Here is a 13,860-nt window from a genome sequence, read left to right as displayed (position 1 = left end):
TGGCCGGTCTCACGGCGCACCGCCGCCGGCCAGGAGGGCGGTAGTGCGGTGGCACGGTTGTGGAGCGTGACGTAAGGAGGCTGTTATGGTCAGCAGTATTGACTGGGAGAGCAAGGACATTAATACCGTTTACGACGTCTTCTACGAGAAGGGGACGCGCTTGGGAGGCGCCTACAACTCGCTGCGCTCACGTGCCCGCGAGGTAGGGGACGAGGACGCCGTCAAGTTCTGGACGGAGCAGATTGTCGCGCTCAGACGCGAGCGCTCCGACGTCCACCCCGATGACCGCGCTGCTATGGTCGAGCGTATCGAGCGGTGGGGGAGCATGGTCTCCCAACTCGACCTGGCAGAGCGCGCAGGTGCCTATCTCTCCGCAGCATGACCACCGAGACCAAGAGGCAGGCCTGGGCGGACGCCCTTGCCGACCTGTTCGCGTCTCCGCCCGGCCCGAGCCCGACGCTGCTGTCAGTCGGCGCTCAGCCGGGTGCGGGCAAGACCCGCGCCATTGCCTCCACCCGCCGAATGTTCTACCCCGACCACGACTTTGTCGAGATCCTGGGCGACGACCTGCGCCAGTACCACCCCGACTACGAGCGGCTGGTGGCCGACCCCGATCCCGAGGCCATGCCCGCGGCGACCGCCGACCTGTCCGGCTGGCTGGTGGGCCAGGCCCTCGACGTCAGTGAGCGCATTGACTCCCTCAGGGCGCTCGCCCGCCGCCTGCACGCCCCGGTCCAGGTCACGGTCGGCCTCGACCACGCCCGCGCGCTGACCGGCACGCAGGCCCGGCCGCTCCCGGGTCCCCGCCGGTGGTCCTCTGGCCAGGAGCGGGCGCCCGGTTCGGCCACCGGACACCCCGGTTCGGCCAGGCCCCCGAAACCTGCCTGACCTACTTAAGCGGCTACGCTTTGTCCACCAGCCCGTGAGGCGCCGTCGGCCCACGCCCGGCGCTGGGCACCTCGCGTACCGTGCAGGAGGCACCATGGACAAGCAGCAGGAGTACGTGCTCCGCGCCATCGAGGAGCGCGACATCCGCTTCGTGCGCCTGTGGTTCACCGACGTCATCGGGCAGCTGAAGTCCGTGGCCATAGCCCCCGCGGAGGTCGAGAGCGCCTTCGAGGAGGGAATCGGCTTTGACGGCAGCGCCGTGGAGGGCCTGACCCGCGTCTTCGAGTCCGACATGCTCCTGAGCCCGGACCCCTCGACCTTCCAGATGCTGCCCTGGCGGGAGGAGGAGCCGGGCAACCGGGTGGCCCGCATGTTCTGCGACGTGCTCACCCCCGACGGCCAGCCCGCCCGCACCGACCCCCGCGCCGTCCTGGAGCGCCAGCTCGCGCGCGTGGCCGACGCCGGCTTCACCTGCTACATCCACCCCGAGATCGAGTTCTACCTGCTGCGCCGGGGGGAGGACGGCAGCCTCCTGCCCACCGACCGCGCCGGGTACTTCGACCACGTCCCCGGGGGCACCGCCCACGACTTCCGTCGCCGGGCCATCCTCATGCTGGAGCAGATGGGTATCTCGGTGGAGTTCAGCCACCACGAGGGCGGGCCCGGGCAGAACGAGATCGACCTGCGCTACGCCGACGCCCTGTCCATGGCCGACAGCATTATGACCTTCAGGGCCGTCATCGAGGAGGTCGCGATCCAGGAGGGCTGCATCGCCACCTTTATGCCCAAGCCGCTGGTGGGCCAGCCCGGAAGCGGCATGCACACCCACTTCTCCCTCTTCGAGGGGGACCACAACGCCTTCTACGACGCCGGCGGGCAGTACCAGCTCTCCGCCACCGGACGCTCCTTCATCGCCGGCCTGCTGCACCACGCCAGGGAGATCACGGCCATTACCAACCAGTACGTCAACTCCTACAAGCGCCTGTGGGGCGGGGACGAGGCCCCCAGCTACGTCTCCTGGGGCCACAACAACCGGTCGGCCCTGGTGCGGGTGCCCATGCACAAGCCCGGCAAGGCCCAGTCGGTGCGGGTGGAGTACCGCTCCCTGGACCCGGCCGCCAACCCCTACCTGGCCTACGCCGTCATCCTGGCCGCCGGCCTCAAGGGCATTGAGGAGGGCTACGAGCTCCCGCCCGAGGCCGAGGACGACGTGTGGGCACTGACCGACCGCGAGCGCGACGCCCTGGGCATTACCCCCCTGCCGACCTCCCTCAAGCGGGCCCTGAGCGCCATGAGCGCCTCCGACCTGGTGGCCGACACCCTGGGGGAGGACACCTTCGAGTACTTTGTGCGCAACAAGCGCCGGGAGTACCTGGCCTACGACGCCCAGGTCACCGACTTCGAGCTCTCCCAGTTCCTCCCACGCGGCTGACGGGAGAACGGGGGCAGGGGCCGTGGTCGAGCGCAACCTTCCTGGTCTGCGTCACGCCAGCAGCGCCCGGGCGCTGCTGGCCAGGGCGGGTTTTACCGGGCTCGGCCGGGCCTGGTCGTGCTTGCAGGACCCCGCCCTGCGCCCCTACCTCCCGGACCCCGACCCGGGCGGGGCGCCGGTCCCGCGGCCCGCTGCCCCCGGCCCCCCAGGTCCCCGCGGCACGGACTCCCTGGTCACGGCCCGGCTCACCGGGGCCCAGGCCGCCCTCGTGGAGGCCCTGGGGCGTACGGCGGACCCGGACCTGGCCCTGCTGAGCCTCATCCGCCTGTGCGGGTCCTGCACCCGCGGGCCGGCCCGGCTCCTGGCCGACCTGCTCGACGCCGTCGTGTCCCCGCAGGACGCCAGCGAGCCGGGGCTCCGGGACCACGCCACCCGTCTCCTGGCGGTCCTGGGGGCCTCCCAGGCCCTGGGGGACTTCCTGGTGGCCCACCCCGGGCACCTGGACGCCGCCGCCCCGCAGCGCGCCTTCGGCCTGCCGGGGGCCGGGGCGGACGAGCAGCTGCTTGACGCCGTCAGGAGCGCCCTGGACGGGCAGGACGGTGCCACCGCCCCAGCTGGCACGCAGGCCGTGGAGGCGGCCACGGCGGCACTGCGGGTGGCCTACCGGGACCGGCTGGTGGCGGTCGTGGCCGAGGACCTGGTCAGCGGCTCCCCTACGGGGCAGGTCGCCGTGGTCGGTCGGCAGATGGCTGAGCTCGCCGACGCCTCCCTGGAGGCCGGGCTCCTGGTGGCCCGGGCCGCCGTGGGGCCGGCCGCGGACGACGTCGCCCTGGCCGTCATCGCCATGGGCAAGACCGGGGCCCAGGAGCTCAACTACGTCTCCGACGTCGATGTGGTCTACGTCGTCGGCCCCGGCGGCCCGGCCCGGGGCGCGTCGGCCTCCCCGGCCGGCGGGGAGGGGGAGCCCGGCGGCCGGGCCGGGCAGGAGGACGAGCTGGTCGCCACGGGGGCTGAGATCGCCACCGCCCTGGCCCGTGTCCTCAGTGCCACCGGGGCGGAGCCGGCCCTGTGGCCCCTGGACACCGGTCTGCGTCCCGAGGGCAAGGACGGCGCCCTGGTGCGCACCCTGGCCTCGCACCTGGCCTACTACGAGCGCTGGGCCTCCTCCTGGGAGTTCCAGGCCCTCTTAAAGGCCCGGGCCTGCGCGGGGGACCGGGAGCTGGGGCGGGCCTACGAGGCGGCGGTGGCGCCCCTGGTGTGGGGGGCCTCACAGCGGGAGAACTTCGTGGACGACGCCCGGGCCATGCGCCGTCGGGTGGAGCAGGAGTCCCGGCCCCGGCCGCGTACCCCTGCTCCCGGGGCGGGACGGGCCAGGGCGGGACGCGCAGGGCGGACGCCGGGGCGCGCCTGGGAGGCCGGGGTCGTCCGCGCCCTGGAGGACCCTCGGATCAAGCTCGGGCCGGGGGGGCTGCGGGACGTGGAGTTCACCGTCCAGCTCCTCCAGCTCGTCCACGGCCGGGGTGACCCCGCCCTGCGGGTGCGTCCGACCCTGGCGGCCCTGGCGGCCCTGAGCGCGGGGGGCTACGTCTCACGGGCTGACGCCGCGGCCCTGGCCGACTGCTACCGGGCCCTGCGCCTGCTGGAGCACCGGGCCCAGCTGACCCGCCTGCGCCGCACCCACGACCTGCCGCAGCGTCCGGAGGACCTCAGGCGGATCGGGCGGGGGATCGACCGGGACCGCCTGGCCGACCCCGCCCGACTGGTCGCCGTCTTCAGGGATCTCAAGCGGCAGGTCCGCGGCCTCCACGAGGAGATCTACTACCGTCCGCTGCTGGGGGCGGCCGCGGGCCTGTCCGCCGACGAGATGACCCTGAGCCCGGACGCCGCCCGTGAGCGCCTGGCGGCCTTCGGGTACCTGGACCCTGATGGTGCCCTGCGTCATATCCAGGCCCTCACCGAGGGGGTCACCCGTCGTGCCTCCATCCAGCGTCAGCTCCTGCCGGTCATGATCGGCTGGCTCGCCGACGGCCCCGACCCCGACTCCGGGCTGCTGTCCTTCCGCCAGCTCTCCGAGGCGATCGGCGGCTCCCACTGGTACCTGGGGATGCTGCGCGACTCCCCCCACGCCGCCCAGCGCCTGTGCCACGTCCTGTCCGGGGCGCGCTGGACCGCCGTCCGCCTGGCCGAGCACCCTGAGGCCACGGCCTGGCTGGACGACGACGCCGAGCTGCGTCCCCGCAGCCGGCAGGCCCTCACCGAGGAGGTCGCCCAGATCGTGGGGCGCCGTGACCTGGGTGGTGGGGCCGGGGGCCGGGCTGAGGAGCTGGAGCGTCGGGCGGTGGAGGCGGTGCAGGCGGTGGTGGGGGTCAGGACCCGTGAGCTCCTGCGCGCCGCCCTGGCCGACTCCCTGGACGGGGTGGACCCCAACCGGACCGCCCGGATCCTCACCGACGCCACCGACGCCGTCATCGGCGGCGCCCTGGAGGTGGCTACCGCCCTGGTGGTGGCCCGGCGGGGCGGGGCGGGACGGGGCGGGACGCAGGACGGGGCCACCGGCACCTGTCCGGGGGCCCTGGCCCGTCACGCGGTCATCGCCATGGGGCGACTGGGCGGTGAGGAGACGAGCTACGCCTCGGACGCCGACGTCATGTTCGTCCACGAGGCCTGTCCGGGGGTGGAGGCGGTGGACGCCGCCCGGGAGGCGGAGGCGGTGGCCCGCACCACCCAGCGTCTGCTCAAGGGGGCCCTCCCCCACCCGGTGGACGTGGACGCCGACCTGCGTCCTGAGGGCCGTCAGGGCCCCATGAGCCGCTCCCTGTCCTCCTGCGCCGAGTACTACGGCAGGTGGTCGGCGGTGTGGGAGCGTCAGGCCCTGCTGCGGGCGCGTCCCTGCGCCGGCGACCCGGGGCTGGGGCGGCGTTTCGAGGAGCTCATTGACCCGCTGCGCTGGAGCGCTGAGGGCCTGGACGACGACGCCCTGCGCCAGATCCGCCGCCTCAAGGCGCGTATGGAGGCGGAGCGCATGCCCCGGGGCGTGGAGCCCGCCCGCCACCTCAAGCTCGGGCCCGGTGGGATCAGCGACGTGGAGTGGGCGGCCCAGGTCCTCCAGCTCCAGCACGCGGGCCGGGTCCCGGGGCTGCGGACCACCTCCACGACGGAGGCGCTGCGGGCGGCCTCCGAGGCGGGGCTGCTGAGCGCCGACCAGGCCGGTGAGCTCATGGGGGCCTGGATCCTGGCCACCCGGGTGCGGGCCGCCAACGTCCTGGGGACCGGCCGGGACAGCGGCGCCAGGGTGGACGTGCTGCCCTCGGACGTACGCGGCGTGCGCGTGGTGGGGTGGCTGCTGAGGGCGTCGTCGGGGGGCGGGCGCGACCTGGAGGATCTCTACCGTCGGGGGGCCCGCCACGCCCGGGCCGTCATGGAGCAGGTCGTCTACGGCCCCGACCCGGTTGACCCCGTCGGCCGGCCACCGGCCACTCCCCGCTCCGGGGTCTCCCGGCGCGGCTGGGGGGAGCCGGGGCGCGGTGGCCCCGCCCGCCGCCCCGGGCGCCGGTAGGCGGGGCAGCCGGCCTGTGGGAGCCGCGCCGGTAGGCCGGTTGGCACGTGGGCGTAAGGCAGGGCGTCAGGGCTGTGGGAACCCGGGGTTCCTGGCAGGATAGGTACCGTGAAGCTTCTCCTCGTCCGTCACGCCCGCACCATGGCTAATGTCATGGGGGCGCTCGACACCGCCTTCCCCGGCCAGCCCCTGGACGCCACCGGCCTCACCCAGGCCGCTACCCTGCCGGAGCGCCTGGAGCGGGCCGGCCACCTGGAGGGCCTGAGCGGCCTGTGGACCTCCCCGATCCTGCGGGCCCGCCAGACCGTCGCCCCCGTCGAGCAGGCCACGGGCCTGAGCGCGGTGGTGGACTCCGGCCTGCGGGAGGTCCTGGCAGGCGACCTGGAGATGGCCACCGACGAGCGCTCGGTGGCCTGCTACAGGGACACCACCCGCTCCTGGATGGCCGGGCGCACGGCCTGCCGCCTGCCGGGGAGCCCGGAGGACGGGGTGAGCACGCTGGCGCGTTTCGACGCCGTCGTGGAGCGGATCGCCGCCGTCACGGCCGAGCGCGGGAAGGCGGCCGGCCTGCTGGTGGCCCACGGCACCGTCCTGCGCCTGTGGACGGCGCTGAGGGCCGCCCCCGGTGGTGGGGCGGACCCGCTGTGGGTCGCCGAGCACCCCATGTCCAACGCCGGTGTCACGGTGGTCCGCCGGGACCGGGCGGGCTGGCGCCTGGTGGACTGGAACGAGGGCGACTGGCGGGCCTGAGGCCCCCGCCCCTGCCGCCTGGGGCGGGGCAGGGGGCGGCACCAGCACTGGCCAGGGGGCTCGCGCCTCCTAGCGGGGCGGGGGCTACAGCACGCTGGCCAGGAAAGCGCGCAGACGCTCCCCGCGGGGGTGGTCCAGGAGCTGGGCGGGGTCGCCGGACTCGCAGACGATGCCGTCGGCCATAAAGACCAGCTGGTCGCCGACCTCCCGGGCGAAGCCCATCTCGTGGGTGACCACCACCATGGTCATGCCGTCCCGGGCCAGGTCGCGCATGACGGCGAGCACCTCCCCGACCAGCTCGGGATCCAGGGCGGAGGTGGGCTCGTCGAAGAGCATGAGCTCGGGGTCCATGGCCAGGGCCCGGGCGATGGCCACCCGCTGCTGCTGGCCGCCGGAGAGCTGGGCGGGGTAGTGGTCGAGGCGGTCGCCCAGCCCCACCCGCTCCAGCAGCTCGACCCCCCGCTCCCGGGCGACTGACGGGGGCGTCTTCCTGACCTGCACGGGGGCCTCCATGACGTTGCCCAGGGCCGTCATGTGGGGGAAGAGGTTGAACTTCTGGAAGACCATGCCGATCTTGGCCCTCTGGGCGGCGCGCGCCTTGTCGCTCAGGGCGTGCAGGCGTACGGAGCCGTCGGGCCGGGTCTCCTCACGCATGCCAATGAGCTCGCCGTCCACCCAGACCCTCCCGGCGTCAATGGTCTCCAGCTCGTTAATGCAGCGCAGCAGGGTGGACTTGCCGCTGCCGGAGGGGCCGATGAGCACGGTGACGCTGCCGCAGGGCACGGTCAGGTCCACGCCCTTGAGGACGTGGAGCTCGCCGAAGAGCTTGTGCAGGCCGGTGACCTGCACCTTCGGGGTGGTGGATGGGGCGGTCATGCTTCCTCCGTCGGGGGCGTGGGGGCACTCTGGTGGGGGACGGGCTCGGTCACGGCGTGTACCCGATGAAGGGGTCGTCCCTGGTGGTGTGGGAGTCCAGGATCGCCTGCTGACGCCGTGACAGCGTCCGGCGGCCCTTACCGGGCCTGGCCGGGGCCTCCGAGAAGCCCTTGCCGTAGTAGCGCTCAATGTAGTGCTGACCCACCATGAGGACCGAGGTGATAATGATGTACCAGATGGCGGCCACAATGAGCAGGGGGATCGTCTGGTAGGTCAGAGAGGCGTAGGAGTTGGTCACGAAGGTCAGGTCCAGGGTGAAGGGCACGGCCAGGACCAGGGAGGTGGTCTTGAGCATGGAGATGGTCTCGTTGCCGGTGGGGGGCACGATGACGCGCATGGCCTGGGGCAGGATAATGCGGCGCATAATCTGGCCCCGGCTCATGCCCAGGGCCCCGGCGGCCTCGGCCTGGCCCGGGTCCACGCTGGCCAGGCCGCTGCGGACGATCTCGGACAGGTAGGCGCCCTCGTTAATGCCCAGCCCCAGGACCGCGGCCACGAACGGGGTGAACACGTCGGTGGTCTTGAAGGAGAGCAGCTCGGGGCCGAAGGGCACCCCCAGGCTCAGGTGCTGGTAGAGGGCGGAGATCGCCCCCCAGAACACCAGCTGGGTGTAGATCGGGGTGCCCCGGAAGAACCACAGGTAGGCCAGGGCCACCCAGCGCAGGACCGGGTTGGAGGACTGGCGCATAATCGCGGTGGTGACGGCCAGCACAATGCCGATCGCCATGGCCAGGAAGGTCAGCAGCAGCGTCCAGCCCACGGCGGTCACCACGTGGACCTCGCGGAAGAAGAACCACACCGTGTCCCAGTGGAACTTGTCGTTGGTGACCAGGGCGTGGGCCAGCATGGCGCCCAGGACCGTCACGAGCGCGGCGCTGACCCACGTCCCGGGCCTGGGGACGGGCTTGGGGTGGTTGAGCTGCAGGGGGCTCTGGGGGGCGGGGGTGGTCGCCATGGTCAGTCCTCCACGTCGGGGTTGAGGGCGGCGGTGGTCAGTGCGGCGTCGTGGATGCCCCAGGTCTCCAGGATCCTGGTCCAGATGCCGGAGTCCATGAGGTACTGCATGGCGGCCTGGACGGCGGCGGTCAGGCGGGGGTCGCTCTTGGACATGACGATCGCCTGGGGGAGGGCGTCCTCCAGGGCGCCCACGATCTCGACCTGGCCGCCGGTCTGCTCCACGGCGTACCCGGCGACCGTGGAGTCGGAGTAGACGGCGTCGATGGTGCCCCCGGTCAGCGCGGTGGTGGCCTCGGATTGCTTGGAGTAGGAGCGCACGGAGATCGGCTCCCTGCCCGCGGCCACGCAGGCCTGGGAGTCGTCCTGCATGGCGGTCTCCTGGCTGGTGCCCACCTGGACGCCCACGCTCAGCCCGCACAGGTGCAGGTGGTCGGAGGGGTCCACCTCCTGGGGGTTGCCGGCCTGGACGGTGAACTGGGAGCCGACGTTGACGTAGGCGATCATGTCCATGGCCGCCTCGCGCTCCCGGGTGACGGTGAACGAGGAGATGCCGGCGTCGTACTTGTTGCCGATGGAGGCCATAATGGAGTCGAACTCGGCGGTGTGGACCTCGCCCCTGACCCCCAGGACGGCGGCGATGGCCCGGGTCAGGTCCACGTCGTAGCCCACGGGCCTGCCGCCGGTGTCGAGGAACTCGGCGGGGGCGTAGTCGGTGGAGGCGGCGACGTCGAGCACCCCGTCGCTCAGGGCCCCCGGGGGCAGCATGGCGGCTATCTCGGGCTGGACGGCGATGGTGGAGGTGTCGTAGCCCTGGGTGGAGGAGCTGGCCTTGCCCGAGGGCTGCCAGTCGGCGGCGTTGGTGCAGGCGGTGGCGGCCAGGCACAGGCAGAGCGCGGTGCCGACGGCACCGGCTCGCCACGGGGTCGTCCTCATGGGGGCTCCTCGGGTCGGGGAATGGACGACGCAAGCATATGCATACACAAAACTGGATAGAAATCCTATATTCGTGGTGTGCCACACACTCCGGCCCTAGCCCGTGCGGCGTCGCCCCCGGGGGGAAGGATCCGGGGCCTCCCGCCTGACAGGAAGCGTGCGGCGTCGCCCCCGGGGAGGGGCGGGAGGGCCCCGGGACCCGGTCGCCAGCTGGCCCCGGGGCCAGCTGGCAGGTCACAGGTCGTAGTAGAGGGCGAACTCGTAGGGGTGGGGGCGCAGCCGCAGCGGCTCGATCTCGTTGGAGCGCTTGTAGTCGACCCAGGTCTCAATGAGGTCGGGGGTGAAGACGTCGCCCTCGGTGAGGTAGTCGTGGTCCGCCTCCAGGGCGTCCAGGGCCTGGTCCAGGCTGTAGGGGAGCTTGTCGATGTCGAAGTACTCCTCGGGCGCCAGCTCGTAGAGGTCCTTGTCAATGGGCTCGCGGGGCTCAATACGTCCGCGGATGCCGTCGATCCCGGCCATGAGGACGGCGGAGAAGCACAGGTAGGGGTTCGCCGAGGGGTCGGGCACGCGGTACTCCACCCGCTTGGCCTTGGGCGAGGAGCCGGTCACGGGGATGCGGATGCAGGCCGAGCGGTTGCGGGCGGAGTAGACCAGGTTGACCGGGGCCTCGAAGCCGGGGACCAGGCGGTGGAAGGAGTTCACCGAGGGGTTGGTGAAGGCCAGGAGGCTGGGGGCGTGGGCCAGGATGCCGCCGATGTACCAGCGGGCCAGGTCGGAGAGCTGGCCGTAGCCGCGCTCGTCGAAGAACAGGGGCCTGCCGTCCTTCCACAGGGAGTGGTGGCAGTGCATGCCCGAGCCGTTGTCCCCGAAGATCGGCTTGGGCATGAAGGTCGCCGTCTTGCCCTGCCTCCAGGCCTCGTTCTTGACCACGTACTTGAACTTCATCATGTCGTCGCCCGCGGCGAGCAGGGAGTTGAAGCGGTAGTTGATCTCCTGCTGCCCGGCGGTGCCCACCTCGTGGTGGGCGCGCTCGATCTGCAGGCCGACCGCCTGGCAGGTGGCGACCATGGCGTCACGGACGTCGGCCATCTGGTCGTTGGGGGAGACCGGGAAGTAGCCGCCCTTGAAGGCGGTCTTGTAGCCCTTGTTGCCGCCCTCCTCCTCGCGCCCGGTGTTCCAGGCTGCCTCGGTGGAGTCCACGGCGTAGGCGGATCCGGCGGGCGTGGAGTCGTAGCGCACGGAGTCGAACAGGTAGAACTCGGCCTCGGCGCCGATGTAGCAGGTGTCGGCGATGCCGGTGGAGCGCAGGTAGGCCTCGGCCTTGGCGGCGATGGAGCGGGGGTCGCGGGAGTAGACCTCGTCGGTGAAGGGGTCCACGATCGCGAAGTTGACCACCAGGGTCCTGTGGGTGCGGAAGGGGTCCAGGAAGGCGGTGGTCACGTCGGGGACGAGCTTCATGTCGGACTCGTGGATGGCCTGGAAGCCCCGGATCGAGGAGCCGTCGAACATGAGGCCGTCGGTCAGGGCGTCGTCCTTGAAGGCCGCCACCGGGATGGTGAAGTGCTGCATCACCCCGGGCAGGTCACAGAAGCGGACGTCAATGAGGTCGACGTCCTCCTTCTCGATGTAGGCCAGGGCCTCAGAAGCGTCCTTGAACATACGGGGTCTTTCCTTATCGCGACAGGGGTCCGCGCACCGCGGCTGGAAGACAGCCTAGGGGACCTACGGTGACACGGGCGTGCCGTGGATGTGTCCCCGATGTTTCGGCCCCCGCCCCGACGTGGCGGGCTCCCCCGTCGGTGGCCGGCAGGCATCCTGCCGGCCACCGACGGGGGAGCCGGGAGAGAAGGGCCGGAGCGCCGGCCCGGTCCCCGCCTACGGGGTCAGCCCCTGCGGGCCCGGCGCCTGAGGGCCAGGGCACCGACCCCGGTCAGGACCACCGCCACCAGCACCGGGACGAGGACGTTGGTGCCCGTGCTCGCCAGCGGGCCCTGGGAGGCCCGGGGGGCGGCCGTGGGGTCCGCCGCCTGGGTGGGGGCCGCCTGCGTGGGAGCCGCCTGGGTGGGCTCCGTGGTCGGTGCCTGAGTGGGGGCGGCTGTGGGGGTGGCCGGGGACGGCCTGAACTCGGCCAGGGTCAGCGTCTGGGCCGCCACCGTGGTCAGGACGGAGCTGACCCCGCCGGCGTCGCTGCCGCGGTCCCAGGTGCGCTGGGGCGTGGTCAGGGCGGCGGTCCCGTTCATGCCCAGCGCCAGGCCGCTGTAGCGGTTGACCAGGCGGACGCTACCGGCGTCCCCGGTGGCGGGGACGACGAACCACTGCTGCCCCACGTCGGTGCTGTCCGCGGCGGCCAGGGTGAGCGGGGCGTCCCAGGCCCGTCCCGCCGTCGACGAGGAGTCCACGCCCAGCGCCCTGCCGTCCGCGCCGGTGATCGTGTAGGAGCCGTCGCCGGTGGCGTGGAAGGTCCAGGCGCCGGTGTCCTCGGTGACCGTCGTGGCCCCGCTGAGCGTGCCGTCGGGGGCGGCTGACAGGAGCAGCCCGTCGGCGTTGGTGATCGTGTACCGCTTGGAGGTGTCCACCGCCTGGGCGGGGGAGTCGGTGTCAATGGTCAGGTTGACGTACTGGAAGGACATGAGCTCGGTGCTGCACCCGTAGGAGCAGTACGCGCGGAAGGACCCGCCCACGATGGCGCTGCTCGTCCCGTTCGCCGAGTCGAGGAACCAGCGGTACCACGAGGCGTTGGTGTAGGTGCCCGTGTCACCCAGCTTGAACCACTTCTGGGTGCTCAGGTCGCGAGTGGCGTAGATCTCCTGCGGGGCGTTGCCTGACTGGTCGGGGTTCTGCGGCTCGGCGATGTACAGGCCCAGGTGGGCGTTGTAGGTGACGTCCATGACGAAGAGCGGGGACGTGGCGGGGGCAGCCCCGCTCGCGACCTGCTGGCCGGCCCAGCCGGGCGTGGTCGGCTTGTACTCGTTCTCGGGTGCGGTGTAGCCCGTGGGGCTGTCGGCGGTGACCGGGGTCATATTGGACTCCCTGCCGCCGATCCCCGCCTCGGTCCACGTGCCGTTGTACCACTTCTGCCAGGTGCCGGCGGCCATCTTGCCGGAGATGGGGGCGCGGGCGACGTGCTGGTAGAAGGCGACCCAGCTCTGTAGCCCTTGTCCACGACGCGCGAGCCGTAGAAGGCGTAGAAGTAGCCCGAGGCGTAGTCAACGTAGAGGCGGGGGTCGCCGTCGCCGTAGTAGTAGGTCTTCTCCGGGAAGGCGTCCGTGTCCCCGCGCCTGGTGCTGTAGGGGGAGGTAATGGCGTGGTCCACAATGGTCCACGTCACGCCCTTGTCGTGGGAGACGGCGTAGTCGATGGAGTCGTAGTGGAGGCCGTCGTCAAAGGGGCGCGGGGTGAACTCGTTGTGCACCAGCCCGTACCAGTCGCCGGTGTCGGGGTCCACCCACATATTGGTCAGGTCGCAGTAGTTGGCCTCGGAGTGGGAGGTGGCGCCCGGGGCCCTGGTGGACTCACGCCCGGTGGGGCCCTCGTTGCACCGGGTGGTGGTGTCCCAGTTGTCGTCGGCCGAGGAGGCCTCCTGGTCCCAGGTGATGTCGTCGATCGTGGTGCCCTTCCAGAACGTCCAGCGACGCTCGTCGTTCTTGCCGTAGAGGGCGTGAGCCCCCTGGATGTGGAAGTCGCCCTTCTCGTCGATGATCATGCTGGCGGGGGTGTCGTCCGGGTGGGTCCACTCGCCCACGGAGCCCACGGTCACCGTGTAGGTCGCGGCGTCCGCGGGGTCGGCCTGGGCGGGCAGGGGGGTGCTAAGCGAGTACGCCGTGCCGACGAGGGCCAGGGCGGCGGCCGCGGCGCACAGTCTGCGGGCTCGGGAGGCAGGCAGGGGCCTGGGATGAGGGAACATCGCGCTTCCTAACGTCATTGGAGGATAACGGCGTCCTCCAGGCTAGCCCCCTGACCTGCTCCCGGCAAAATCGTGGCGAGGTGCCAGAAGACGCTCCCCCATAGGCTGTGTTGGACGGTTTGTGAGAACGTGCACCGCCGTGGCGAGGAATCTGCGAGCAGGTGCGGAGGCGGCCGCTCACGGAAATGACAGGTGGTCGTGTAAGTCGGCTGGGGAAAGTACCGGGAAAGCAGGTGAACAATCCGAGGAATGAGCGTCCGGGCAGTCGCAGGCTGGCACACGTCCAAGGGGGTCCAGGAGGACCTCGGGAGGACCGGCCTGGGCCCTCACCGGGTGCGCCCGGTCAGGCACGTCCTCCTACGCACTAAGCCTCTGGCCCCGTAGAACATGTCCGGGGCGGGGCCGAGAAGGACACAGGCAACATTCAGGCAGCCACACTTAAGAGAACCAGGGACCGTACCTTACGGGGGAGACACCTTCCCGCCCCGATTCACCCCACAACCA

The 13,860-nt window shown here is 71.8% G+C and carries 11 protein-coding genes; 5 read left to right on the top strand and 6 right to left on the bottom strand.

Features of this window, described 5'->3' with window-relative positions; all coding sequences use genetic code 11:
• Positions 1 to 85 precede the first annotated feature (85 nt).
• The 5 genes from JJJ15_RS01480 (at position 86) to JJJ15_RS01460 (ending at position 6,626) form a co-directional block, all read left to right on the top strand.
• A complete protein-coding gene (locus JJJ15_RS01480) occupies positions 86 to 382 on the top strand; it encodes a hypothetical protein (RefSeq protein WP_106109214.1) in 297 nt (98 codons plus the stop codon).
• Entirely contained in the window at positions 379 to 888 is a 510-nt protein-coding gene (locus JJJ15_RS01475; RefSeq protein WP_200511202.1) for a zeta toxin family protein, read from the top strand. The genes JJJ15_RS01480 and JJJ15_RS01475 overlap by 4 nt, the downstream gene beginning before the upstream one ends.
• A gap of 94 nt (positions 889 to 982) precedes the next feature.
• Entirely contained in the window at positions 983 to 2,320 is a 1,338-nt protein-coding gene (glnA, locus tag JJJ15_RS01470) for a type I glutamate--ammonia ligase (protein WP_200511201.1), read from the top strand.
• A gap of 22 nt (positions 2,321 to 2,342) precedes the next feature.
• Entirely contained in the window at positions 2,343 to 5,876 is a 3,534-nt protein-coding gene (locus tag JJJ15_RS01465; RefSeq protein WP_200511200.1) for a bifunctional [glutamine synthetase] adenylyltransferase/[glutamine synthetase]-adenylyl-L-tyrosine phosphorylase, read from the top strand.
• 108 nt (positions 5,877 to 5,984) lie between these two features.
• Complete coding sequence (locus JJJ15_RS01460; RefSeq protein WP_106109210.1) at positions 5,985 to 6,626, top strand: histidine phosphatase family protein; 642 nt, start codon at positions 5,985 to 5,987, stop codon at positions 6,624 to 6,626.
• Positions 6,627 to 6,710: 84 nt separating this feature from the next.
• On the opposite strand, the gene JJJ15_RS01455 is transcribed toward JJJ15_RS01460, so the two are convergent.
• The 6 genes from JJJ15_RS01455 to JJJ15_RS01430 form a co-directional block, all read right to left on the bottom strand.
• Complete coding sequence (locus tag JJJ15_RS01455) at positions 6,711 to 7,502, bottom strand: amino acid ABC transporter ATP-binding protein (protein WP_106109209.1); 792 nt, start codon at positions 7,500 to 7,502, stop codon at positions 6,711 to 6,713.
• A 49-nt stretch (positions 7,503 to 7,551) separates the two neighbouring features.
• Positions 7,552 to 8,517 (bottom strand): amino acid ABC transporter permease, encoded by a 966-nt coding sequence (locus JJJ15_RS01450; protein WP_200511199.1) that lies wholly within the window; start codon positions 8,515 to 8,517, stop codon positions 7,552 to 7,554.
• Between the two features lie 2 nt (positions 8,518 to 8,519).
• Positions 8,520 to 9,452: an ABC transporter substrate-binding protein gene (locus tag JJJ15_RS01445; protein ID WP_200511198.1), complete on the bottom strand. Its 933-nt coding sequence runs from the start codon at positions 9,450 to 9,452 to the stop codon at positions 8,520 to 8,522.
• A gap of 234 nt (positions 9,453 to 9,686) precedes the next feature.
• Positions 9,687 to 11,111, bottom strand: coding sequence for a type I glutamate--ammonia ligase (glnA, locus tag JJJ15_RS01440; protein WP_200511197.1), 1,425 nt, complete (start codon positions 11,109 to 11,111; stop codon positions 9,687 to 9,689).
• Positions 11,112 to 11,335: 224 nt separating this feature from the next.
• Positions 11,336 to 12,547 (bottom strand): RICIN domain-containing protein, encoded by a 1,212-nt coding sequence (locus JJJ15_RS01435; protein WP_200511196.1) that lies wholly within the window; start codon positions 12,545 to 12,547, stop codon positions 11,336 to 11,338.
• Positions 12,469 to 13,356 carry a hypothetical protein gene (locus tag JJJ15_RS01430; RefSeq protein ID WP_200511195.1) on the bottom strand — a complete coding sequence of 296 codons (888 nt, stop codon included), beginning with the start codon at positions 13,354 to 13,356 and terminating at the stop codon, positions 12,469 to 12,471. Before JJJ15_RS01430 ends, JJJ15_RS01435 begins: the two co-directional genes overlap by 79 nt.
• Positions 13,357 to 13,860: the final 504 nt, after the last annotated feature.

Origin of the sequence: Actinomyces sp. HMT897, from assembly GCF_016626125.1 — a bacterium.
Classification (GTDB): Bacteria; Actinomycetota; Actinomycetes; order Actinomycetales; family Actinomycetaceae; genus Actinomyces.
The sequence above is the reverse complement of the archived record's forward strand: the minus strand, read 5'-3'. Positions and strand labels throughout refer to the sequence as shown.

Bases quoted from the DNA above. Each gene is read 5' to 3' on its own strand.
- JJJ15_RS01480 (WP_106109214.1), top strand. From the start codon at position 86: ATGGTCAGCAGTATTGACTGGGAGAGCAAGGACATTAATACCGTTTAC.
- JJJ15_RS01475 (WP_200511202.1), top strand. From the start codon at position 379: ATGACCACCGAGACCAAGAGGCAGGCCTGGGCGGACGCCCTTGCCGAC.
- glnA (WP_200511201.1), top strand. From the start codon at position 983: ATGGACAAGCAGCAGGAGTACGTGCTCCGCGCCATCGAGGAGCGCGAC.
- JJJ15_RS01455 (WP_106109209.1), bottom strand. From the start codon at position 7,502: ATGACCGCCCCATCCACCACCCCGAAGGTGCAGGTCACCGGCCTGCAC.
- JJJ15_RS01450 (WP_200511199.1), bottom strand. From the start codon at position 8,517: ATGGCGACCACCCCCGCCCCCCAGAGCCCCCTGCAGCTCAACCACCCC.
- JJJ15_RS01445 (WP_200511198.1), bottom strand. From the start codon at position 9,452: ATGAGGACGACCCCGTGGCGAGCCGGTGCCGTCGGCACCGCGCTCTGC.
- glnA (WP_200511197.1), bottom strand. From the start codon at position 11,111: ATGTTCAAGGACGCTTCTGAGGCCCTGGCCTACATCGAGAAGGAGGAC.
- JJJ15_RS01435 (WP_200511196.1), bottom strand. From the start codon at position 12,547: ATGGCCGCCGGCACCTGGCAGAAGTGGTACAACGGCACGTGGACCGAG.
- JJJ15_RS01430 (WP_200511195.1), bottom strand. From the start codon at position 13,356: ATGTTCCCTCATCCCAGGCCCCTGCCTGCCTCCCGAGCCCGCAGACTG.